The sequence below is a fragment of the Lentzea sp. genome, from assembly GCF_036380075.1.
Taxonomy (GTDB): domain Bacteria; phylum Actinomycetota; class Actinomycetes; order Mycobacteriales; family Pseudonocardiaceae; genus Lentzea.
Genome location: NZ_DASVFL010000136.1, coordinates 1 through 21,394 on the forward strand (window position 1 = coordinate 1; position 21,394 = coordinate 21,394).

22 protein-coding genes are annotated in these 21,394 nt (G+C 68.6%); 13 read left to right on the forward strand and 9 right to left on the reverse strand.

Features of this window, described 5'->3' with window-relative positions; genetic code table 11:
- The first annotated feature begins 140 nt into the window (after positions 1-140).
- Entirely contained in the window at positions 141-923 is a 783-nt protein-coding gene (locus tag VF330_RS16410) for an SDR family oxidoreductase (RefSeq protein ID WP_330852465.1), read from the forward strand.
- Between the two features lie 69 nt (positions 924-992).
- Here the strand turns inward: VF330_RS16410 and VF330_RS16415 are convergent, their stop codons facing one another.
- The gene (locus tag VF330_RS16415; protein WP_330852466.1) at positions 993-1,640 is read right to left on the reverse strand and encodes a DUF6461 domain-containing protein; all 648 of its coding nucleotides are present in this window, start codon (positions 1,638-1,640) and stop codon (positions 993-995) included.
- A 264-nt stretch (positions 1,641-1,904) separates the two neighbouring features.
- Here VF330_RS16415 and VF330_RS16420 point away from each other — a divergent pair, with 264 nt between their 5' ends.
- The 10 genes from VF330_RS16420 to VF330_RS16465 all read left to right on the forward strand — a co-directional run bounded on the left by VF330_RS16420 (position 1,905) and on the right by VF330_RS16465 (position 9,810).
- Complete coding sequence (locus tag VF330_RS16420) at positions 1,905-2,279, forward strand: hypothetical protein (RefSeq protein ID WP_330852467.1); 375 nt, start codon at positions 1,905-1,907, stop codon at positions 2,277-2,279.
- 270 nt (positions 2,280-2,549) lie between these two features.
- Complete coding sequence (locus VF330_RS16425) at positions 2,550-2,762, forward strand: hypothetical protein (RefSeq protein WP_330852468.1); 213 nt, start codon at positions 2,550-2,552, stop codon at positions 2,760-2,762.
- 85 nt (positions 2,763-2,847) lie between these two features.
- On the forward strand, positions 2,848-3,348 hold the full coding sequence (locus VF330_RS16430) for a hypothetical protein (protein WP_330852469.1): 501 nt from the start codon (positions 2,848-2,850) through the stop codon (positions 3,346-3,348).
- A 305-nt stretch (positions 3,349-3,653) separates the two neighbouring features.
- Entirely contained in the window at positions 3,654-4,667 is a 1,014-nt protein-coding gene (locus VF330_RS16435) for a hypothetical protein (RefSeq protein ID WP_330852470.1), read from the forward strand.
- A gap of 25 nt (positions 4,668-4,692) precedes the next feature.
- The gene (locus VF330_RS16440; protein WP_330852471.1) at positions 4,693-5,298 is read left to right on the forward strand and encodes a GNAT family N-acetyltransferase; all 606 of its coding nucleotides are present in this window, start codon (positions 4,693-4,695) and stop codon (positions 5,296-5,298) included.
- Positions 5,295-6,005, forward strand: coding sequence for a polysaccharide deacetylase family protein (locus VF330_RS16445; protein WP_330852472.1), 711 nt, complete (start codon positions 5,295-5,297; stop codon positions 6,003-6,005). The genes VF330_RS16440 and VF330_RS16445 overlap by 4 nt, the downstream gene beginning before the upstream one ends.
- A 50-nt stretch (positions 6,006-6,055) precedes the next feature.
- Positions 6,056-7,270: an MFS transporter gene (locus VF330_RS16450; protein ID WP_330852473.1), complete on the forward strand. Its 1,215-nt coding sequence runs from the start codon at positions 6,056-6,058 to the stop codon at positions 7,268-7,270.
- Positions 7,261-7,797, forward strand: coding sequence for a GNAT family N-acetyltransferase (locus tag VF330_RS16455; protein ID WP_330852474.1), 537 nt, complete (start codon positions 7,261-7,263; stop codon positions 7,795-7,797). Before VF330_RS16450 ends, VF330_RS16455 begins: the two co-directional genes overlap by 10 nt.
- A gap of 656 nt (positions 7,798-8,453) precedes the next feature.
- On the forward strand, positions 8,454-8,843 hold the full coding sequence (locus VF330_RS16460; protein WP_330852475.1) for a hypothetical protein: 390 nt from the start codon (positions 8,454-8,456) through the stop codon (positions 8,841-8,843).
- A gap of 406 nt (positions 8,844-9,249) precedes the next feature.
- A complete protein-coding gene (locus VF330_RS16465) occupies positions 9,250-9,810 on the forward strand; it encodes a MarR family winged helix-turn-helix transcriptional regulator (protein WP_330852476.1) in 561 nt (186 codons plus the stop codon).
- Here VF330_RS16465 and VF330_RS16470 read toward each other — a convergent pair.
- The 8 genes from VF330_RS16470 to VF330_RS16505 all read right to left on the reverse strand — a co-directional run bounded on the left by VF330_RS16470 (position 9,777) and on the right by VF330_RS16505 (position 16,494).
- Positions 9,777-9,977 carry a hypothetical protein gene (locus VF330_RS16470; RefSeq protein WP_330852477.1) on the reverse strand — a complete coding sequence of 67 codons (201 nt, stop codon included), beginning with the start codon at positions 9,975-9,977 and terminating at the stop codon, positions 9,777-9,779. The two genes, VF330_RS16465 and VF330_RS16470, sit on opposite strands and share 34 nt — an antisense overlap.
- 218 nt (positions 9,978-10,195) lie before the next feature.
- Complete coding sequence (locus VF330_RS16475; protein WP_330852478.1) at positions 10,196-10,549, reverse strand: alpha/beta hydrolase; 354 nt, start codon at positions 10,547-10,549, stop codon at positions 10,196-10,198.
- A 210-nt stretch (positions 10,550-10,759) separates the two neighbouring features.
- Complete coding sequence (locus VF330_RS16480; protein ID WP_330852479.1) at positions 10,760-11,362, reverse strand: helix-turn-helix domain-containing protein; 603 nt, start codon at positions 11,360-11,362, stop codon at positions 10,760-10,762.
- Positions 11,363-11,630: 268 nt separating this feature from the next.
- The gene (locus VF330_RS16485; protein WP_330852480.1) at positions 11,631-12,584 is read right to left on the reverse strand and encodes a hypothetical protein; all 954 of its coding nucleotides are present in this window, start codon (positions 12,582-12,584) and stop codon (positions 11,631-11,633) included.
- Positions 12,581-12,919, reverse strand: a complete 339-nt coding sequence (locus VF330_RS16490) for a PadR family transcriptional regulator (protein WP_330852481.1) — start codon at positions 12,917-12,919, stop codon at positions 12,581-12,583. The genes VF330_RS16485 and VF330_RS16490 overlap by 4 nt, the downstream gene beginning before the upstream one ends.
- Positions 12,920-13,725: 806 nt before the next feature.
- The gene (locus tag VF330_RS16495) at positions 13,726-15,213 is read right to left on the reverse strand and encodes an FAD-dependent monooxygenase (protein ID WP_330852482.1); all 1,488 of its coding nucleotides are present in this window, start codon (positions 15,211-15,213) and stop codon (positions 13,726-13,728) included.
- Positions 15,210-15,635 carry a DUF6640 family protein gene (locus VF330_RS16500; protein ID WP_330852483.1) on the reverse strand — a complete coding sequence of 142 codons (426 nt, stop codon included), beginning with the start codon at positions 15,633-15,635 and terminating at the stop codon, positions 15,210-15,212. Before VF330_RS16500 ends, VF330_RS16495 begins: the two co-directional genes overlap by 4 nt.
- A 22-nt stretch (positions 15,636-15,657) precedes the next feature.
- Entirely contained in the window at positions 15,658-16,494 is an 837-nt protein-coding gene (locus tag VF330_RS16505) for an NAD(P)H-binding protein (protein ID WP_330852484.1), read from the reverse strand.
- Between the two features lie 122 nt (positions 16,495-16,616).
- Here VF330_RS16505 and VF330_RS16510 point away from each other — a divergent pair, with 122 nt between their 5' ends.
- Both VF330_RS16510 and car read left to right on the forward strand, forming a co-directional pair.
- On the forward strand, positions 16,617-17,609 hold the full coding sequence (locus VF330_RS16510) for an Lrp/AsnC family transcriptional regulator (protein ID WP_330852485.1): 993 nt from the start codon (positions 16,617-16,619) through the stop codon (positions 17,607-17,609).
- A gap of 233 nt (positions 17,610-17,842) precedes the next feature.
- Positions 17,843-21,358 carry a carboxylic acid reductase gene (car, locus tag VF330_RS16515; RefSeq protein WP_330852486.1) on the forward strand — a complete coding sequence of 1,172 codons (3,516 nt, stop codon included), beginning with the start codon at positions 17,843-17,845 and terminating at the stop codon, positions 21,356-21,358.
- Positions 21,359-21,394 lie beyond the last annotated feature (36 nt).

Here is a 21,394-nt window from a genome sequence, read left to right on the forward strand (position 1 = left end):
GAGCACCTGCAGGCCGGCGAACACGCCGATCGTGGCCCGGCCCCCGGTGGTGATCACCTTGCCGATAGTCATCTCCATGCCGACCAGGCTACTGTGTTGGTCAACATAGAGTTAGTCAGCTGACATAGGAGACCTCTGACATGCGGAGCTGGACTGGTTCGGTCGCTTTTCTCACCGGTGGCGCGAGGGGGATCGGCTTGGGCATCGCCCGTGCCCTCGGCAAGCGGGGAGTGCGCCTCGCGGTGACCGACGTGGACGCGGTGGCGTTGGAACGCGCCGGGGAGGAGCTGGCGGATCTGACCGAGGTGACGACCCACCGGTTGGACGTGCGGGACCGGGACTCGTTCGCCGCCGTGGCCGACGAGGTCGAACGTGAGCTCGGACAGGTGGACCTGCTGTTCAACAACGCGGGGATCGTGCCGTTCGCGCTGCCCGAGGACCTGACCTACGACAAGTGGGACCTCTCGCTCGCCGTCAACCTGACCGGCGTCGTCAACGGCGTCCAGACCTTCCTGCCGCGCATGATCGAACGCGGTGCCGGCCACATCGTGAACACTGCGTCGGGCGCCGGACTCGTGGCCGATTCCAACGTCCTGTACGTGACCGCGAAGTTCGCCGTCGTCGGGCTGTCGGAGTCGCTCCGGCTGGCCGCGGCCCGGCACGGCGTCGGTGTCAGCGTCCTGTGCCCAGGGCCTGTCGACACCGGCATCGTCGCCAACACGCGGACGTTGGAGGCGGACGTGGCGTTGCGGGACGACCTCGTGCCCGCCGTCGAGGAGTTCCTCCGGAGCGGGCCGGGAATTGACGAGGTGGGGGAGATGGTGGTCGCCGCTATGAATGCCGGGAAGCCGTGGATCTTCACCGGCGACGAGGTGCGCCCCCACCTGGAGGAGCGGATGAAAGCGTTGCTGGCGTCCGTGTGAGCTTCCGGGCTGGTGGGCGATCCAGTCGTCCGGCTGCGGCCCGACCGCGGGTGCGGCCGGGCCGTCGGGTCACTCGAAGGCAGTGATCAGCAAGGGAGTTCGACGCAGGTCGCCGAGAGTGCACACGAGACCGGCCAGGGCACAGACGGCGCGCATGCCGACGGCGTAGTCGGGCTCGCCGGGTTCGGCGTCCTCGAACTCGAAGACGCCGGCCGCGTCGAAGGCGGCACGCAGCTCGGAGGGCATGTCGGGAAGATCTGCGCCGAGATCGAGCTGGTCCAGGTCGATCCAGGCCAGCCTGCACCCGTTCACGGCGTACGTGACGACGGCATTCGCATTCGTGGAGTACGTGCTCGTGGCTGCCGATCTGCCGTTGGCGGAAAGCAGAATCGTGTCATCGTGGGAGGTGGCGGAACCGGAGTCGTCGTAAACGAACGTCCACGCGCCGATACGTCCCGCCAAGAGTGTGGCAGAAGTTCCCGGATCGGTACCGAGAGCCGCGCCGGGCAGCGAAGTCCATTCGTTCGGCTTGCTGGCGGGGAGTTCACAAGGGTGAATCCTCTGCGGCTCGGCGCCGAGTGCTTCCAGTGCTTCTGCCGGGAGCAGGCCGGTCACGACGTGCAGGGTGTGGTCGGGATCATCGCTCGCCAGCTCGCTGATCCAGATCGGATCGCCCTCGGAGTCGAGCGTGTTCGGTGGAAATCCGGGTGTGGGCATCAGTGACCTTCGTCGACAGTGGTGGCGCGGCGGCGGACGGCGATCAGGTTCTCGCGACGCGTGATTCGCGCGCACTGTAGCGATCTCCACGCCGGGGCCGCGTGCGTTCGGCGAAGCCTGCCCTCGCGATCCTGATCGGTGGTCTGGAAGGGCGCTTCTCGCTGGATCAGATACTCGCCTGAGGATTGAAACCCGTAGCGTCACGGGCTGCTTCGGAAGAATATGTTCGCTGTGGTGAAACATTAAATGAAATGGAATCTCACCGTGAAGTTCTCCATGAATGTCGTCAAGCGGGCAAGTGTCGTCGCGGCCCTGGCGGTGGCCGCCGCGTCCATCGGCGCCGCTCCGGCATCTGCGGCGGGTTCGGGCACGATCGACGTCTGCTCGTTCGGCAACTACGGAACCTCTGTCGAGTTCCCGGGTCGCGGCGGTTTGTCGACCGTCATCGTCCCGCCGGGATCGTGTCTGTCCGCCCCGATCGGTGATCTCGCCAGGGGGAACGAGCCGATCAACATCTACGGCCACTTCCCCCATCAGGTCTGGCTTCAGAGCGCCACCTTCTGCGCGGCCATCGGCGGCTTCGTGGGCACCTATGGCGAAGCAAGTGACCACTGGGTGGCAATTCCTCAGCAGTGCTGATCGTTGCTCCGTAGAAATCGGAAGAACTCCGGTGGGTCCCGCGGCGGCATGTCTGCGGGACCCACCGCAGCCAGCGGTGCGGTCATCGGTGGGACCACGGATGCCAGGACACGGTCCCGCCATGTCCGTCGCGTGCGCGCCACGATGACCGATAGCCGTCAGGGCTGGCCACCCATGTGCCTTTTCACCCTGACAAATCTGCCTCGACGGCTCCCGCGTCGTTCGTCGGGGACATGATCTTCGGTTCGATCGGTAACTTCAGGCATGCCCGTGAGCTACTGGAGACCGATCACCGAGTGGTGGTGGACGGCCCTGGAGACTACGACTTTCTCGCTATCCGGCATCGACGACTCCTGGGGAGACGTGATGTTCAGCAGGACTGATGCCTCTGTCACTCCGGTGTTCTGCCGCTCGTCGGCGTCGGGAGCACCGGCCGCCGGTGACGAGGCGGTCCAGAGCGTCGCCGGCCAGGCCGTGCAGTGACCGGGCTGACGGGAGGATGAGCTCCGCCAGTTCCGGGAACACCTTGGCGTCATCGGTCCCGGCTGTGGGGGAACCGGGACGGGTCGTGGTTCTGAACGTGCCGGTAGGCCTGGGGGAACCAGCGTTGTTGACCGCCGCGTGCGAGCAGTGGCGGCTGTCGGGTGTGCGGATGATCGCTTTGTCCGGCGCCGCGCGGCCCGGTGACCGTGGACCTTTCGGGATCGACCCGTTGCTGCGCGTGATGCGCGCCCACCTCGAGTACTTCGGCATCCCGGGTGTGATCGATGCGGTCGGGGCGATCACCCGGCTTCGCGACCTCCACCAGGACACCGAGATCCCGGCGCTGCTGGGTGTCGCGCTGCGCTCGTTGTTCCAGTGCATCACGTCGAGCCGACAGGTCGTCCTCCTGGTCGATCACACGCACGAGTTCCAGCCGCACCTCCTCGTGGACGCCTGCGGCCGGGCCGGTGCGCTCGCCGTCGTGACCTGCGGGTCTGACGCCGACATGTCTTTCGCTGCGAATGAGCTGTTCGTCCTGGCCGATGAGGTAATCGAGATCAGCCCGCCCGACACCAGCCTCGGATGACTGGTGGCCGGGCACTGACCCTCGCGTCGGTCATACACGGTGCGGCTGGTTCGAGTTCCACGCCCCTCATTCCTGGGCTTCAGGGAAGGGATCCGTGGACGAGAGGGCAGTGTCGCTGTTTGCGGTGGAACGTGCGCGCAACGCGGGACATCATTCGGTGAGGCCGGGAAGTGCTCCCTATCTTTGGAGAGTTGTGAAGTCTTTGTGTTGGATCGCGCGGCCGTGTGCGGCGGGCACCTGTCTGCGTCTGTCGGCGCAGGGTTCGTGGATTGACCTCCTCGAGTGGCGCTGAGCACTGTCCTGCGATGCACATCACCTATCTTCTCGACGGTTCCGGAAATCCGCTCTACGGCGGCCGATATGACCTGCACGGAGGCTTTCACACCTACGGCCAGCAAACGTACATCCTGGATCTGATCACAGGTCTGGCTCGCCGGGGTCACTCCGTGCGACTGGTGGCGCGAGGGATCGAACGTTTTCCGGTGCTGGAGGCGCTGAGGCATATCACCAATGTCGCCGTCAGCACGGATGTGGGCCGCGGCACGGACTTGCTGCTCGTCGACGAGGCGCCCGACCAGATGGTGTCCGCGTTCGACCCGGCGATAACGACGTTCAACATCATCCATCACGCGCAGGCCATCGCGAGTTCGTACATGACCGAGCGTTCCACGCTCTTCCTGTGCATGACCGAGAACGCGCTCCGCACACAGCGAAAACGAGTTCCGTTCGGCAAGTGCGTGCTGCTGCCCCAGGGGGTCGATCTGCAGCGTTTTCGCCCGGTCCACGAGCGCGGCGCGACCGACCGTCCTCGCTTGCTGATGTACTGCCGGCTGGATTCCGGTCGCGAGGAGATCCTCACCACGCTCGTCGACAACCTCGATCGGCAGGCGCTCGCCGTCCGCGTGGTCGGCGACGGGCCCGGGTTCTGGGAGATGGAACGGCGCTTCGGTGACGAGATCCTGCTCATGAACCACGTGCCGAACCGCTCCATGCCACACCTGCTGCGTGACACGGACGTGGTCATCTCACTCGGCCGCGGCGCGATGGAAGCCATGGCGAGCGGGCTGCCGGTTCTCTGCGCGGGATACGGGTACGCGGGCCTGATCACCGCTGACAACCTGCAGACGCTGCTCGAACGCAATCTGACCGCGTACGGCCACCACCGCGATCCGCGTCTGGTCATGGAGGACGTGAGAGAGGCCATCGCGACACCGCCCGCGGTGATGCGGGTGCTCGCCGAAGAGCACTTCTCCGTCGACGCATCCATCGACCGCATGATCTCGCTCCTGCTCTCGGAGCCCGTTCCCGGCCGTGGCTGAGCCTCTTGGCCTCAGGAGAGAAACAATGGCATCAGCTATCGATGTGGACGTCTTCGCCGACATCCGTGCTCGCTACTTCCCGATGAAGAACGAGAGTTCCGGTCTGGTGGCAGAGTCCTGCGACGACGCAGCGCACTTCACCGAGGCCACCTCCTCGATCTTCCGGCGCATCTTCACCCACGAGCCCGCATACGCCGTGCCGACTGACCGGCGTGCCGCAGCGGAGCGCCTGCTCCGGGTTCACCAAGCTGTTCACCACGAGCGCTTCTTGATCAGCGATGGCAACGGTGCCGTCGTCGGTTGGATGTGCGGGGAGATGGAGGATCGCTCCACCTTCTACCTTCGCAGTACCGGCTTCCTGCCCGAGCACCGGCTCCGCGGTGCTGCCCGGTTCTATCCGCCATTTCTCGCGTATCTGCGCGACCTGGGCTATGAGCGCATCACCTCTCATCATCATCCGCACAACTCTGCGGCAATCATCATGCAGCTCAAGATGGGATTCGTGATCGACGGGATGACGCTCGACGAGCGACACGGTCCGATGGTGAAGCTCGTTCTGCACGTGCACGACGACCGCAAACGGGAATACCTGCGGCGGCTCCGCCTGACGGACGCCGAGCGAAGCCTGTGACCGGACAGCGGCAGGTCGTCCCCGTTCCGGCCACTGTCCCCTCACCGATCATCACGAACGGGCCGCGCGCACAGCGCAAGGTTGCGCTCACGTTCGACGCGGACCTGACAGCGGCGATGCGGGACCGGCTCGTGGCAAGAACGGTCTCTTCCTATGCCGACATGCGGATCGTCGATGAGTTGGTCGCGACGAGCACGCCCGCGACGTTCTTCTTCACGGGTCTGTGGATGGAGACCTATCCCGAGCAGACCCGTCGCATCGGCGATCACCGCATGTTCGAGTTGGCGACCCACTCTCAAACGCACCGCGGCTTTCGCGAGAAGTGCTTCAGGCTGGGACTCGTACCGCCGGATGAGATGCACGCCGAAGTCGTGCAACCGATCACGACGCTGCAGGGGCTGACCGGACGCGCCACGAACTACTTCCGATTCCCCGGCGGCTGTTGGACCGATGATGCGCTCCGCATCGTCCTCAACGCGGGAATGACGGTGGTGCACTGGGACGTGGAGTCGGGCGACGCCTTCTGCGAGTCGGCTGATGTCATCGTCGACAAGGTGGTGGCGAACGTGCGGCCGGGCTCGATCGTGCTCTTCCACCTCGGTGGACCGAACGCCCCTCGCACCGCCGATGCTCTGCCCCGGATCCTGGCGGCATTGGCGGAGAGAGACCTGACGCCGGTGACCCTGACCGATCTGCTTCACCCATGAGTGGTGGTGCGACGGCCGCGGCACGGCGCCGACCTAGGACGACGCTGGCGTTGCTGTTCATCGCTCGCGGTCTGTCCCAGGTGGGAACGAGTCTGCAGGTGATCGCCCAGTCTTTGGCCATCGTGTCGATGCCGGGTGGTGATCGCCTGGTCGCGGTCGTCGCAGTGGTGCCCACCGCCGCGGTGGTGCTGCTCAGCGGTGTAGGCGGATCGCTGGCCGACCGGTTCTCGCCGCGTGCGGTGCTGCTCAGCACGCAGCCGATGCTCGCCCTCATCGCCCTGAGCATGGGCGTGGCCGGACAGGCCGGTGTGCTCGGTGCGGGCCGACTGATCACGGGCGTCGTCGTGCTCAATCTCGTCGCTTCCCTGGGAACCGCCGCGTGGCAAGTGCTCATCTCCGACGCGACCGGGGGTGTGGAGATCAGGCAGGGCACGACCATCAACACCGCGGCTCTGGACGCCGGTCTGATCGTAGGCGCGGTCCTCGCGGCACCGGTCATCGCGATGTCGGGCAGCAGTGGTGCCTTCATCCTCAACGGAGCGTCCTACCTCGTGACCACTTTGACAGTGGCGGCCTTGCGCGGTGCAGCCGGTTCCTGTGAGACCACAGTCGTCCGAGGCGAGCGGGTCACTGCCCGGCACGTGTTCGGTCGTCTGCTGGGCACGTGGGAAACGTCCGCCGTCGTGCTCACAGCGATGGCCGCCGCACTGGTCGGCACCAGCCTGCCTGTGCTGTTGTTGCTGCTCGTGCACCAGGAACGGGCCACCGACGGCGCTGTCTACGGCGCCTTCCTCGGCGCGATGTCAGCCGGCTCGCTTGTAGGTGGAATCGTGACGTGGCAACACATCTCGACCGCCCGGCGTGTCCTGGGGGAGGCGATCGGTCTCGGCCTCCTCGTTCTGGCGGTCGCGTGTATGCCGGGGACGGCATCCACGCTCGTCGTCCTCGTGCCCGTCGGGTTCCTCTTCCTCACACTGCGGGTGGGCGTGGTGTCCTACGTTCAGCTGCGAGCTCCAGCCGGCGGGCGTGCCAGGACCGTGGCGTTGTTCTCGCTCGTGCTCGCCGGTGCTCAGATCATCGGCACTACGGGTTTCACCATGCTCGCCGCCGAGATCGGAGCACGCTGGAGCATTGCGGCAGCCGGTCTGCTGCTTGTGATCATGGTGAGCGCGGTCCTCGCCTGGGCGGCGCGCAGACGGCGTCCGCCCGTTCACCCTTCCAGCACATCCTTCAATTCGGATCGGACAGCATCGTCGTGGAGATAGAGACCCGTCGACTCCTCCTACGTGAGTTCAGGATGGACGACCAGCCGGCGATCCATGTCTTCGCCGCTGATCCGCTGGTGACCCGTCACACGGCATGGGGGCCGCTCAGCAGACAGGAGACGGCCGCGGAGGTGCGCGCAACGGTCGAGGCGGCGGGCCAGGTACCGCGGACCAGATACGGCTTGGCCGTGACCGAACGGTCGACCAGTTCGGTAGTCGGTTCTATCGAGCTGCGAATGGTCAGTGTCCGACATCGGCGGGCGGCGATGGAGTTCGCCTTCGGGCGTCCGTCCTGGGGCCACGGCTATGCCACCGAGGCGGCCGAGGCCTTGGCTGACTTCGGGTTCGGCACACTGGGCCTGCGGAAGATCACCGCAACCTGCAGCCCGGAGAACGTCGCGTCAAACCGGGTGCTGACGAAGATCGGCATGCACTTGGAGGGTCATCTGCACGATCACGTCCTGGTGCGCGGCGCCTGGCAGGACCGGCTGTTGTTCGGGCTCACGGCTCCGGATGTCACAGCATGATGCGCGGGTCGACCATTGACCTGGTACGTGCTGCTCTGTCGCTGGTCACCGACCGGCCTCCAGGGCTTGCCCGGGGGTAGTTGCCGTGTCCGGTGCCGTCGTGGGGGAGCAGGGTGGCGGTGGGCAGTCGGCAGTCACCGCACCAGACCGGCTGGGTGGTTTTCGACAGGTCGGTCGACTCCGTTGATCGAGCCGACAGGCTCGTCGGAGCGCCCTCCGCGACCGACCTGAGGAACTCCGCGAACCTGAGCCACCTGTCCGGGATGTACATCGCCCGTAAGACCTGCCATCGGAGTTGTTCGGGCGTTGGTCAGCCCAGGTTCTCCGGCACGAGGCTGTCCGCTGGATGACCTCGCCGTCGGTGGACGACCCGCCGATCTGGCCGGCGCCCGCCGTGGCGAAGGCGCCGACCGCGACCGCGGCGGCCACGCCGCGCCCGCGTAGCGCTGACGGTGGCGGAGGGGAAGCAGACGGGGGAGCTGACGGTGCGCGTGAGTTCGGTGCCGCCGGGCCGGCGGTGATGACGCAAAGCTCGTCCTTGTTCCTGGAGGAAGGTCCACCGGCGCTCACCGCCTGGCGGGGCGTGGGTGTCGCATGCCCGTCAAGGCCCCTGCCGGATATGAAGAACCCGAGTGGATGATGTTCAGAACCGCACCGTGACCGTCGTACCGGTTCCCACCTCGTTGTCGACGGCTATCGTGCCGCCGTGCGCCCGCACGACGTACTTCGCGATCGACCTCTTGTTGCGCGTACGGCGCGCTCGCCACGAGTACTTCGGCATTCCCGGGACGATCGACGCTAGCGGGATCGAAACAGGGCTTCGGGAGTCCTACGAGGTCGTTCTCCTCGTCGACTACACCCGCGACGTCCGCCTGCACTTGGCCGCGGACGCCTGCAGCCGAGCCGGTGCGCTCGTGGTCGTGACCTGCTGGCCCGGTGTCGACCTGTCCGTCGGCGTGGACCGTTTCGCGCTCGTCGACGACGTGATCGAGGCCGAGCCGCCCGAACAAAGTTGCGGCACTGCTCAAATCCGCACACTGGACTGACCGCCATCGGGAGCAATTAGCGGCTCCATTCAGCGCTATTCGGGTGCTGGTGGGTGAGCTGTGTCCATTTGAGACGTGATGGGAGGCACACGCTCTCGACGATCAGGACGCTCTGTTCTAACTTGTTAGGAGTCCTATCAAGAGTGCGAACCAGAGGAAGCGACGTTTTCGGCAAGATCGGTGTCGCACATGACGGCCGAGTGGCATCAGCTCATCGGCCGGTCCTGAGCGCGGGGATTGCCGACTGGCCGTGATCCTCGGACTGTTCGGCTGATCTGCTCGTATCTCGTCCGATCGCAGGCTGGTTCACAACGGGTTCCGGGTGAACAGGGGGTTCTTCTGTTATGGGGCAACAGGATTTAGTGCTCGATGCGGTGCGCGGATCCTCGTTGGCGAGGCGAGTCACGTGACCGGCATTGACGGCACGGACGGGCTGGATCGGCGGCTTGTCGACGCGTTTGTGCGACTCGGGTACGGCATGCGTTCGTCGGCGCGGCGCACAGCCCGGGAGCACGGACTGTCACGGTTGCAACAGCACGTGCTGCTGGCGTTGGACCGGCCTCCTCAGGCGCGGCACGAGGTGGCCGCCCTTGCCGCGGAGTTCGGTGTGGCCACATCGACATTGTCCGCCAGCGGCACAGCCTTGAAGCGCAAAGGGCTGGTGACGCGTTCCCCTGACAAAGACGGCCGTCGCCGCGTGCTGGCACTGACAGAGGCGGGCAAAGAGGTTGCACGCGCACTGTCCACTCAGGATGATCCACTGATGGCCGCGCTCGCCGGGATCCGCGAACAAGACCGCGTCACCACGCTGCGCACCGTGCTCAGGATGATCACGGATCTGGAGAGCGCGGGTGTGGTGGGCGCAACTCGGACGTGCCCATCGCCATCCGGCGAAGGTTCCCCGGGGCTCCAGCCGAGGTTCGATGAAGACCGTCACGATACCGACGACGGTCGACGCAGGTTGTAGACCAGGTCGGGTGGTGGCAGGTGCGGCACGCCGCGCTCGGTGAGGACGGCGCCCAGGGCTGGCTGGTGCAGCACGGTCACGCTGCCCCAGGCCAGCCAGACGCCCTGGACCGCCGGGGCGACCTCGACCGGTTCGCTGGCCGGCAAGGTGTCGATGAAACCAGTCATGGAACTGCTCCTGTGCGATGTCGCGGTCAGACCGCAGAACAGCGGAACTGGGGTAGTCCACTCCGAACTCGCAGAAGGGCGGCTCTCCTCACGTGACGGATCTGGTTCCCGGCCGCCGGGAAACCGAAGCCGGCGCCCGTCGTCGGTACCGTGATGCAGACGCACGCGTCCAGCTTCCCGCTGAGCCGGCAGCACCGCCGCTGTCGCTGCGGCGACGGTCAACGCCGTCGGCCGGTACCTCCCAAGCCTGACGACTCTCGCGGCGCACCTGCAGTAGCGGCATGTGTTGCTGTGGTGGTGGGCGCGTTCGAGCGCGTGACGTCGGTTGGCTCGCCGGTGGGCCATTCTGCCGGGCAGTGTCTGCCGGGGGCCGGAGTCTGGACGGTGAGCAGGGTGGCGGTGGGCAGTTGGCTGGCGACGTTCTGGGCCCACTCGTAGGGTGTGGCGACGTCGTGCAGGCTGTTGGTCATCAGGATCGGCGGGGCGTGTGGCACGTGAAGTGGACGTTGCGGGTTGTTCACCGCGCCGGTCCAGCCGAGGCAGGCGAGGATGTCTTCGTAGAACGGGGTCAAGCGGGTGTGTGGTGCGACGGCTTCGGCTTGTGCCCGGTACGCGCTCAGTGCCGCGTAGCTGTCGGCCTCGCTCCACTGCCAGTCGCCGCACCAATCTCCATCTGTCGTGTTGTGTTCGTCCAGTCGTGGTGCACGGCGGCCCGGCCGTAGTCGTGGATTCCATGACTGCCGGCGCCACGACGATTGCCCTGATGTGCCTGGGGGTCGCCGCTACTTGCGCCAGATGTCTGCCAGGTGCCGGTCGACCATGCCCGCGAGAGTCATCAGCGCCGCGTGGGCGTCGACGGTGTCCGGGGTGAGCAGTGCCTGCAGGTGGATGCCCAGGAGTGCGCCGTTGAGGGCCACCGCGGCGGCGCGCTCTTTCTCGGATGCTTTCTCGGGATCGGCGTCCGTCGGGCGACGGAGACGCAGCAATGCCTCGAAGCTTTCGCGTCCGCGCCGGAGAACCTCTCTGTGGTGCTCCTGAGAATTTTCCCAGTCGTTGAGGGCTTCGACGAGCATCGTCAACACCAGGGCCGAGCTTCCGTCGTTCAGGAGTCGTGTGGTCCGTGAGAACAGCTCGGTGAGCGAGGGTGCGGATCGGAACTGCCCTGCGGGCCAGACCCGTTCGGCTGCTCGCTGGACGACGGCCATTGCCAGGACGTGCTTGTTCTTGAAGTGCCATGGGATGGTGCCGCGGCCGGTGCCGGATCGTCTGGCGATGTCCATAAAGGACGTCCGGTGGAAGCCGCGTTCGGCGAAGAGTTCCTCGGCCGCGTCCAGGATCCGGTGTCGTCTCGGGGAACTTTCGCCGGTCGGCTCAGTCGGCAACACGGCGGATCACACTGATCGAGTCGATGTCGGCGACCTTCACCGGCTGGCCCTCGGTCGAGGCGTGCACGGCACGCGTGGTGTCGATCGCCAGCGCCACGTGGGACTGGCTGGAGTAGTAGACGATGATGTCATCCGCGACCTCCCACCCTCGCGCCGGTGGCGCCCGCGCTGCCGGTCCCGCCCAGAACCACCGTCAGCGCGCAGACCAGCGCTGCTGTGCCACGTAACAGCCTCATTGAGCCATCTCCATCTTTCGCGTCGTGTTCATTCAGTCGTGGCGCACGACGGTCCGGCGGTAGTCACGGACTCCCATGACGGTCAGCGCCACGACGATTGCCCCGACACAGCAAACCTGCGTCATCACCATCACGTCGAACGGTATGAGTCCGTTCTTCAGCACCAGAATCTGGATCAATGCCAAGCCGATGCACAGGGCCAGCGCCAGTGTCCGTACCGGGCGCGGTCCGGTGCGACGCCGGAGCAGTAGACATCCGGCTCCGGCGATCGCGCACAGCCAGACGAGCGGGGACAGACCGGTGATCTGGTCCAAGGCCTCCGGGAACGCGAACCTGAGCGCGAGGGCGGGGGCAAGGACCAGGCTCGTCCCGGTGGCCCACCACCACGGCCGCGCTGGTGGCAACGGGGCGTCGGTGTGGAAGGCCACCAGTACCAGCACCAGCGGAATCCACTGTGGAGCGAAGTACCCGATCGGTCCGAGGTCGAGATCGGACCAATGCCTGGTCAGAAACAGGATCGCGCCCGCGGCCAGGATCGCCCCGGCGGCGATCCTGGCCAGGCGGCGCCACCCGTCCACCAGAAGTACGAGCGGAACCAGCGCCGCGGCCAGCGGAACGAGCCCCTTGGCCAGGAGGGACGTCGACACCGCGTGGTGGAGGTACCCCAGATCGGAGAACGCCACGAGAAACCAAAGACTCTCGCCGACTTTGCCGGCGGACCTGAGCACGCCCCAGAGCAGGCCGAGGAGCGCGACCTGCCGCACCAGATCACCCAGGGCGACCGCGCGTGCAGGTGCCGCCCTGGCTGCCAGACGGGTGCGCACACCCAGCGCCAGCAACGCCCGCAGTTCGCTCCACAGCGCCGCGCGGGCCCGCTCGCCGTGCAGGTCGAGCAGAGTGTCGACCATCTCGTCGCCGCGTTCGTCGCGATACCACGCCGGGAGTATCCGCACTAGCGCGCGGTACTGGGACTCGGCGCTGATCATGCCCGGCCCTCCGCTGCACGGGGCCACCGGCCGCGTGCTCGCAACACCGCACTGGCGGCATCGACGTTCGCAGCCAGCCGCCGGGTCTGCTCGACCAGCGCTGCGCTGCCCGCCCCGGTCAACCGGTAGTAGCGGCGGAGTCTGCCCTGGTGAGTCTCCTCCCGGTCGCGCTCGGCCCAGCCGTCGGCGACCAGTTGGTCCAGCACGCCGTAGAGGGTGCCGACGCGCAGCCGCACCCGGCCGTCGGTCACCTCCAGCACCCGCTGCACGACTCCGTACCCGTGTCGCGGTTCCTCTTCCAGCGCGACCAGTATCAGGAAGGTCTGCTCGGACATTCTCCGCTCCGCCACGAGTCCACATATATCACATGACGATATATATCGTGAGGCGATATATCTTGCGGTCGGCCATCTCATTGTCCACGCGGAGCCTTCTCGTGGTAGCTGTCCCGCCGCTGCGATCGGAGCGGTCGCCGGGCCGAGGACGAGCAAACCCGTGTCCGCGGCTTCCAGCACGGCGATGCCGAACTCCTCCTCACGCTCGCGCAGGCGCAGACATGCGGCGCGCCAGAGAACATCGGCGTGGCGACGCGTTCCTGGCGCAGCCCCAGACGTCTTGGTCGGGCCACGCTGTCGGCATCGCGAGCCGTCCGCGTGCCTCAGGCGTGGACCCGGGTCAGTGCGGGCATCTCCTCGGGAACCGACTGTTCGTCCGGCATCCGTGCGGTGGGAGAGCCGCCGATGAGACATCCACTGCCAACCTCAGACGGAGCGCGAGGTCCGAGACGGCGAGCTACCTGGTGCCACGGCGTCGCCGGAGATCCGATACGTCTACACGCCTGGGCGGAAGTGAACGAGGACTTCCTCTGGCGAACCGCGGGAGAAGCCTCTCGGCCTGGTCGAGGGGGTCGTCCGTCTCGGCGAGCGCGGCCGGTGCGGCGTCGAGGTCGGGGAGGGGCAGTGACGCCGGCAGCCCGAGCAGGCAGGGATGCGCCGTTCACGTCGCTGTTCGGAGGCGGTGCGATCGCGGTCCGGCCTGTGATGCCGATGAACGGCGGTGGTCGCTCGTCCGGAACCGGGTGCTCCGCGGACCGGCGTGCTCTACCGGGAACGCCGCACGGCGAAGGATCCGGACGGACCCCTCACGACGTGGTCCAGCGTGCGACCCCGGCGGCGACGGCGGAGGCCGGGGTGCCGGCGGGCCACGCCTGCGCGAGGTGGCCGTCCGGGCGGACGAGGACGTACGCGTGGTCCTGCCACGAGGCGGTGGTCGTGGCCGTGTCGACGAACGGGTGGTCGGCACCGTCGAGGAGGGCGGCTCCCACCACTCGTCCGGCGAGACCGACGAGCAGGAACCGGTCCGGCCGCAGGCGGTGGTGCACCGTCCCGCCGGGCAGGGGCAGGGGCGGCAGTCGCAGTCCGCCTTCCGGGTAGCGGACGTCCAGTCCGGACAGCCAGCCGCGCAGCGAGGCGGCGGTGTCCCCGTCGCGGGCCAGCAGTGCGCCCAGCAGGCGGCGCAGTTCGGCGTTGGCCGGGGTGAAGGTCATCGAGACGGCGGCCTGGGCGAGGGTGTTGGCCGCGAGTCTGCGTGCGACGGGCAGGCGTTCGGCTTCGTAGGAGGCGTTGCCGGTGCGGACGTGCTCGGGAGCGCGGCCGCGGATTTCGGCGGCGAGCTTCCACGCGAGGTTCGCGGCGTCCTGCAGGCCGACGTTGAGGCCTTGGCCTCCGGCCGGGAGGTGGATGTGGGCCGCGTCCCCGGCGAGGAAGACCCGGCCGCACCGCACCCGTTCGGCGTGCCGGGTCGTGTCGGTGTTGCGCGAGCCCCAGAACACCGTGCCCAGCCCGTGGTCGGTGCCGGCGATCCGGATCATCGCCGCCCGCAGGGTCTCCCGGTCCACGGGCTCGTCCCGGCGGACCCGTACCTGAGCCGGGGTGAGCCCGGTGTCGTCGCGGTCGACACCGAAGACCCGATAGCGCCCGCCGGGCAGCGGCAGCACGTTCAGGGTGCCGCGGGTGGCGTCCCAGAAGTGCGGTTCGGCAGGAGGACGGCGCAGTTCGACGTCGCCGACGAACCCGCACAGCGTCGGGTCGGTGCCGGGAAACCCGATGCCGAGTGCCCGGCGGACCGTGCTGCGCGCTCCGTCCGCCCCGATCGCGAACCGGGACACCGCCGTCTCGTCGCGACCGGCCCGGTGCAGCTCCAGCCGGACCTCGTCGGCGCCCTGGGCGATCCCGCGCACCTCGGTGCCGAGGTGGACCGGCACTCCGCACGCGGTCAGGTGGTCGGCCAGGATCCGCTCGGTGATGACTTGCGGGATCATCAGGACGTGCGGGAACTCCGTGTCGAGTCCGCGGTAGTCCAGCAGTTCGGGCAGCAGGCCGAAATGCGTGGCGGACAGTGCGGTCCCGGCGGCGACCAGGGCGTCGGTGACGCTGCCGCCGTCCGGTGTGCGGATGGCCTGGAGCACCTCGAGGGTGCGGGGGTGCATGGTCGTCGCCTTGGAGTGCGGGCTGGTTCCGGTGCCGCGTTCGAAGACGGCGACATCGATCCCGGCGGCGTGCAGCAGGGCTGCGGTGGCCAGTCCGATCGGGCCGGCCCCGATCACGCCCACGTCGGTGCGGGCCGTCATGAGCCGAGCCGCCGGCGTTCCAGCGCGTAGGACACCGCGTTGACGAGCAGAGCGGCACTGGCGACGACAGTCTGAGGACCGCGCCACCTCGGCGGCGCGGCCTCGCCGGGGCGAGGCCGGTCGACCAGCGCGGTTCCCGGGTACAGGGTGGCCGAGAGCTGCGTCACCCAGTAGATCGACGCGGCTGCCGTGGTCACCTGCAGGCGCTGTGTGGTCCAGGCACCATGCCGTCCCCACAGCAGATAGGTCGCCGCGGCGCCCAGAACGGCTCCCGTGCTCATGGTCTGCGCGTTGTGGAACTTCGCGTGCGGCGGCCAGTCGGGGTTGTGGATGTGGGTTTCGTTCCAGTCGAAGCGGTACGACCCGCAGGCCGCCCAGAGCGAGCTGAGCGTGAGCAGGATCTTGCCGGTGCTGACGTCCATGACGAGTTCTCTCCTTCGGGGGTCAGGCGAACGATGCCGCGTGCTCGGCCGCCCACTGGGCGAACGTCAGCGGATCGCGCCCCAGAACCCGTTGCGCTGTAAAGGTTGCCGGTGACTCGCCGCGCGCCGCGGAGGTGACGAAGCTGACGATCGACGCGGCGACCTCCGGTGGCGCGAAGCGTTCGAAGTGCTGCTGTGCCTGGGAAACCGTGAGCTCCTCGATCCGGAGGGGCCGGTCGGTCGCTTCCGCCAGTGCCTCCACCTGCTGCCGCTGGGACATCCGTTCTCCGCCGGTCAGCAGGTCGGACACGCTGGTCGTTCCAGGGGAGAGCAGTGCGGTGACCGCGACGGCCGCGATGTCCCTCTCGTGGATCGGCGCGGTCATCGCCTCCGGGTGCAGCAGCCGGACCACGCCCTCGGCGCGGACGGAACGGGCCCAGTTCAGCGCGTTGTTCGCCAGCACCAGCGGCCGTACCGGTGTCCACGGCACGCCGGCGGCGTCGAGAGTCCGCTCGACCGCCCGGTGGTGCTCCGCCGTCGCGTTGCCGTGCGCGGTGGGGAGCAGCACGCTGCCGGAGGACAGGAGCACGATGTGCTCGACCCCGGCTCCGCGTGCGGCCCCGGCGAACGTGGCGGTGCCCGCCGCGGTGGCGTACAGGAAGACCCGTCGCACGCCGTCCAGCGCGGTCCGGAGGGTTTCGGGCGCGGCGAGGTCCGCGATCACCAGGGGAACGCCCGGCGGCAGTCCGGCCGCGGCCGGATCGCGCACGGATGCGCGGACGGTCTCACCCGCGGCCAGCAGCCCGTCGACGACGTGACGGCCGACGCTTCCCCTGGCTCCGATCACGAGGGTGGTCATGGTGTCCGCTCCTTCATCGGTGATCACGACCAGCTTGTCGATCGACCGTGAGGATCCGCTAGCCAAACGGATCAGAGGTTCTCTGACCGCCGTCCGGCTCTCCTTCGTGTGATACTTCCTCCGTGTTCGACCTCATTGACACCCAGATCCTCCACGCGCTTCAGTGTTCGCCGCGGGTCCCGTTCCGGCGGGTCGCACAGCTGATCGGGGTGTCCGAGCAGACGGTCGCCCGCCGGTATGGAGCGCTGCGCCGTGAGGGCGTGCTCAGGGTGCTGGGCCGCAGCGCACCCGCGGCGCTGCACCGCGACGAGTGGGTGGCCAGGATCCAGTGCCGGCCCGACCGCGTCGACGCCGTCGCGGACGCGCTCGCCCGCCGCCCCGACGTCTCGTTCGCCCACATCACCTCCGGAGGAGCCGAGGTGATGTGCCTGCTGCGCGCCGGCGGCCCGGCAGGCGGCAACGACGTGCTGCTGCGGCAGCTGCCGAAGTCCGTCTCCGTGCTGGGCGTGCGCATAGACCTGCTGCTGCACCGCTTCGGGGCACCCGGCCACTCGAGCTGGACCGGCTACGAGGGCCGCCTCAGCGCCGAGCAGGAACAGCAGCTGCGCGACGAACTGCCGTCCGTCACCGGGCCACCGGTCGAACCGTCCACCGAGGACGCCGCGCTGCTCGCGGTGCTGGAACGGGACGGCCGGGCCACCCACGCCCAGCTCGCCCGCGAGACCGGCTGGGCGACGACACGGGTGGCGCGCCGGTTGGCCGCGCTGGAGAGCTCGGGCGCTCTCTACTACGACGTCGACCTGTTGCCCGAACGGCTGGGCTACCACTCGCACGCGAACATCTGGATCCGCGTCGCTCCCCGGCACCTGGAGGAGGTCGGCGAGGAGCTGGCGAGCCACGACGAGGTCGCCGTGACGCTGGCCGTCGGCGGACCGGACAACCTGATGGCCGTGGCGATCTGCCGGGACCCGGCGGCGCTGTACCGGTACCTGACGACTCGGATCGCGTCGATCCGGGCCATCGACGGCTACGAGGTGAGCGTCCGCGTCCGGGCGTTGAAGCAGGCCGGTGCCCTGGTGTCCACCGGCCGGTTGGGGACCGTCATCGGCGGCTGACCCGCTCGGCCGAGGTGCCCGAAGACCTCATGCGCTCTGGCGTTGAGTAGCTGTCCCGATCCGCTGAGTAGCGACCCAGGGCCTTCTCGTCGACCCCAAAGTTCCGCTTTGTCCGTCGCTGATTGTCACAGGCCCATCGCTGTCCGGGTTCAATCGCTCGCCAATACAGTCGAGGGCGAGGCCGGGCGGAGCGGCTCAGCCCCTGCGGAGAGCGCGACGAGCAGGAAGGTTCGGTGACGGTGGTGAGTGCGGTTCCCGGAGCGCAGGACGAGCGGGCCGCGCAGCGCAAGAGCGCATTGCTGGCGGACGAGCCACCGTTGCGGAACCTGCTGCCCGATCCTGCGGTGAGCGAGGCCGTGCGTGCACCGGGCCTCACGCTGGCGCAGACCGTGGAGCGGGTGATGCTGGGCTACGCCGGCCGTCCGGCCGTCGCCGAACGCGTCACCGAGCTCGTGCACGACCCCGGGACCGGGCGATCGGACCTGCGTCTGCTGCCGGGGTTCACCACCCGCAGCTACGGAGAGCTCTGGGCCGACGCGACGGCGCTCGCGGCGGAGTGGGCGGCGTGCGGTGTCCGGGAGGGCGACTTCATCGTCACGCTCGGGTTCACCAGCGGCGAGTACGTGCTGCTGGACCTGGCCGCGATCCGGCTGGGCCTGGTGTCCGTGCCGCTCCAGCCGGGCGCGTCGGTGGCGCAGCTGCGGGAGATCGTCGACGAGACCGGGCCCCGGTTGCTGGCGGCGAGCCCGGCGTACCTGGGCAAGGCGGCCGAACTGGTCGCCGGGGCCGCGTCGAAGCCGGCCGCCCTGGTCTTCGACCACCACCCCGAGGTCGACGGTGACCGACAGGCGCACGAGGAGTTCGTGGCCGCGCTGGCCGGGCACGGCGTCGAGGTGACCACTCTGGGAGAGGCGCTCGCACGTGGTCGCTCCCGGCCGGTCCCGGCACTGCCCGGCCCGGCACCGGACGAGGACCCGCTCGCCCTGCTGATCTACACGTCGGGCAGCACCGGCGCGCCCAAGGGAGCGATGTACCCCCAGCGGGCGTTGCGCCGCTTCTGGAGCGGGCTGGTCCCCTCGTCGGAGGACTTCCCGGCACTCACGATGAACTACATGCCGATGAGCCACGTGTTCGGGCGCATGGGCGTCACCGGGACGTTCGCCAGGGGCGGAACCTGCTACTTCACCGCCAGGAGCGACCTGTCCACCCTGTTCGAGGACCTCGGGCTGGCCAGGCCGACCGAGCTGATGGCGGTTCCGCGGGTCTTCGACATGCTCTTCCAGGAGTACCAGGGCCAGCGGGACCTGCGGGCGCGCGAGCTCACCGATCCGGTCGAGCTGGACGCCGCGGTCAAGGCGGATCTGCGGACCCGGTTCCTCGGCGGCCGGATCGTCGAGGCACTCGTCGGCAGCGCGCCCATCAGCGCCGAGATGAAGCAGTTCGCCGAGGACTGCCTCGGGGTGCACCTGCGTGACGGCTACGGCGCGACCGAGTTCGGGATGGCCGTGTTCGACGGCAAGGTGACGAGTCCGCCGGTGATCGAGTACAAGCTCGTCGACGTGCCCGAGCTCGGCTACTTCGGCACCGACCGGCCGTACCCGCGCGGCGAGCTGCTGCTCAAGAGCGAGACGATCTTCCCCGGCTACTTCAAGCGGCCGGAGCTGACCGCGTCCTTCTTCGACGCCGACGGCTTCTACCGGACCGGCGACGTCATGGCCCTGACCGGGCCGGACGAGCTGGCCTACGTCGACCGGCGCAACAACGTGCAGAAGCTGTCCCAGGGCGAGTTCGTCACCCTCTCGAAGGTCGAGGCCGGGTTCACCGCCAACCCGCTGGTGCGCCAGATCTACGTCTACGGCAACAGCGCCCGCCCCTACCTGCTCGCGGTGGTCGTGCCCTCCGAGAACGCGCTGCGGACCGTGCGCGATCCCGAGCAGCTCAGGCCGCGGCTGGCCGAGGCGCTGCAGCGGACGGCCAGGGAGATCGGGCTCGAACCGTACGAGGTGCCCCGGGACTTCCTCATCGAGACCGAGCCGTTCAGCATGGCCAACGGGCTGCTCTCCGACATCCGGAAGCTGCTGCGGCCCCGTCTGCGCGAACGCTACGGCGACCGGCTGGAGCAGCGGTACGCCGAACTCGCCAGGAGCGAACAGGACGAGCTGCGCGAGCTCCGCGCGGGCGGACCGGACCAGCCGGTCCACGAGACGATCATCCGGGCCGCCTCGGCGCTGCTCGGCTGCACCGACGCCGCGCTGAACCCCGAAGCGCACTTCACCGACCTGGGCGGTGACTCGCTGTCCGCGGTCTCGTTCTCCGCGCTGCTCGGCGAGATCTTCCACGTCGAGGTCCCCGTCGGGGTGCTGCTCGGGCCGGCGGGCACCCTGCGGTCCATCGCCGCTCACGTGCAGGCGCAGCGGGCCGCGGGCGCGAGCAGGCCGAGCTTCGCCTCCGTGCACGGGGAGGGCGCCACGGAGATCCGGGCCGCCGACCTGAGCCTCGACAAGTTCTTCGACACCGGACTGCTGGAGGCGGCGGCCCGGCTGCCCCGGCCGGGCGGAGAGCCGCGGACGGTCCTGCTGACCGGCACGACCGGGTACCTCGGCCGGTTCCTGTGCCTCGACTGGCTCGAACGGCTCACCGGCACCGGCGGGAAGCTCGTGTGCGTCGTGCGCGGCGCGGACGACGCCGACGCGCGGGCCCGGCTGGACCGCGCGTTCGACACCGGTGACGCCGGACTGCTCAGCCACTACCGGGAGCTGGCAGAGCGGCTGGAAGTGCTGGCGGGCGACCTCGGCGAGCCCTCGCTCGGCCTGGCCGAGGACACCTGGCGACGCCTGGCCGCCGAGACCGACCTGGTCGTGCACCCCGGCGCCCTCGTCAACCACGTGCTGCCCTACGAGCACCTGTTCGGCCCGAACGTGGCCGGCACCGCCGAGCTCATCCGGCTGGCGATCACCCACAGGATCAAGCCGTTGGTCTACGTCTCCACGATCGCGGTGGGCGACCAGGTCCCGCCGGGCGAGTTCGTCGAAACCGCCGACGTCCGCACGATGAGCGCGGTCCGGCGTCGCAACGACGACTACGCCAACGGCTACGCGATGAGCAAGTGGGCCGGCGAGGTGCTGCTGCGCGAGGCGCACGACCGGTGCGGCCTGCCGGTCACGGTGTTCCGCTCCGACATGATCCTCGCGCACAGCCGCTACACGGGGCAGCTGAACGTGCCGGACGTGTTCACGCGGCTCGTGCTCAGCCTCCTCGCCACCGGCATCGCACCGAAGTCCTTCTACCGCAGCGCGGACGGCACTGCGCCCAGGGCGCACTACGACGGGCTCCCGGCCGACTTCACCGCCGAGGCCGTGGACACCCTCGGCATGCGGAACACCGAGGGCTACCGCACGTACCACGTGCTCAACCCGCACGACGACGGCATCTCCCTGGACACCTTCGTGGACTGGCTGATCGAGGCCGGTCACGACCTCAAGCGGATCGCGGACTACGACGACTGGCTCGACCGCTTCGAGACCGCCCTGCGGGACCTGCCGGAAGCCCGCCGCCAGCACTCCCTGCTGCCCGTGTTGAACGCCTACCGGCAGCCGGCCGAGCCGATGCGCGAGGGCGCCGCTGCGGCGGCCGAGTTCCGGGAAGCCGTACGGGAGGCGAAGATCGGCGAGGACGGCGGCATCCCGCACCTCGGCCGCGACCTGATCGTCAAATACGTCGCGGACCTGGAGCAGCTCGACCTGCTGTAGCCGCAAGCCCGGCAGGGGACGTCCGGGAACGCGGTG

Coding starts and splice junctions, on each gene's coding strand:
- VF330_RS16410 (WP_330852465.1), top strand. CDS start 141: ATGCGGAGCTGGACTGGTTCGGTCGCTTTTCTCACCGGTGGCGCGAGG.
- VF330_RS16415 (WP_330852466.1), bottom strand. CDS start 1,640: ATGCCCACACCCGGATTTCCACCGAACACGCTCGACTCCGAGGGCGAT.
- VF330_RS16435 (WP_330852470.1), top strand. CDS start 3,654: ATGCACATCACCTATCTTCTCGACGGTTCCGGAAATCCGCTCTACGGC.
- VF330_RS16440 (WP_330852471.1), top strand. CDS start 4,693: ATGGCATCAGCTATCGATGTGGACGTCTTCGCCGACATCCGTGCTCGC.
- VF330_RS16470 (WP_330852477.1), bottom strand. CDS start 9,977: ATGACTGGTTTCATCGACACCTTGCCGGCCAGCGAACCGGTCGAGGTC.
- VF330_RS16485 (WP_330852480.1), bottom strand. CDS start 12,584: ATGATCAGCGCCGAGTCCCAGTACCGCGCGCTAGTGCGGATACTCCCG.
- VF330_RS16490 (WP_330852481.1), bottom strand. CDS start 12,919: ATGTCCGAGCAGACCTTCCTGATACTGGTCGCGCTGGAAGAGGAACCG.
- VF330_RS16495 (WP_330852482.1), bottom strand. CDS start 15,213: ATGACGGCCCGCACCGACGTGGGCGTGATCGGGGCCGGCCCGATCGGA.
- VF330_RS16500 (WP_330852483.1), bottom strand. CDS start 15,635: ATGGACGTCAGCACCGGCAAGATCCTGCTCACGCTCAGCTCGCTCTGG.
- VF330_RS16505 (WP_330852484.1), bottom strand. CDS start 16,494: ATGACCACCCTCGTGATCGGAGCCAGGGGAAGCGTCGGCCGTCACGTC.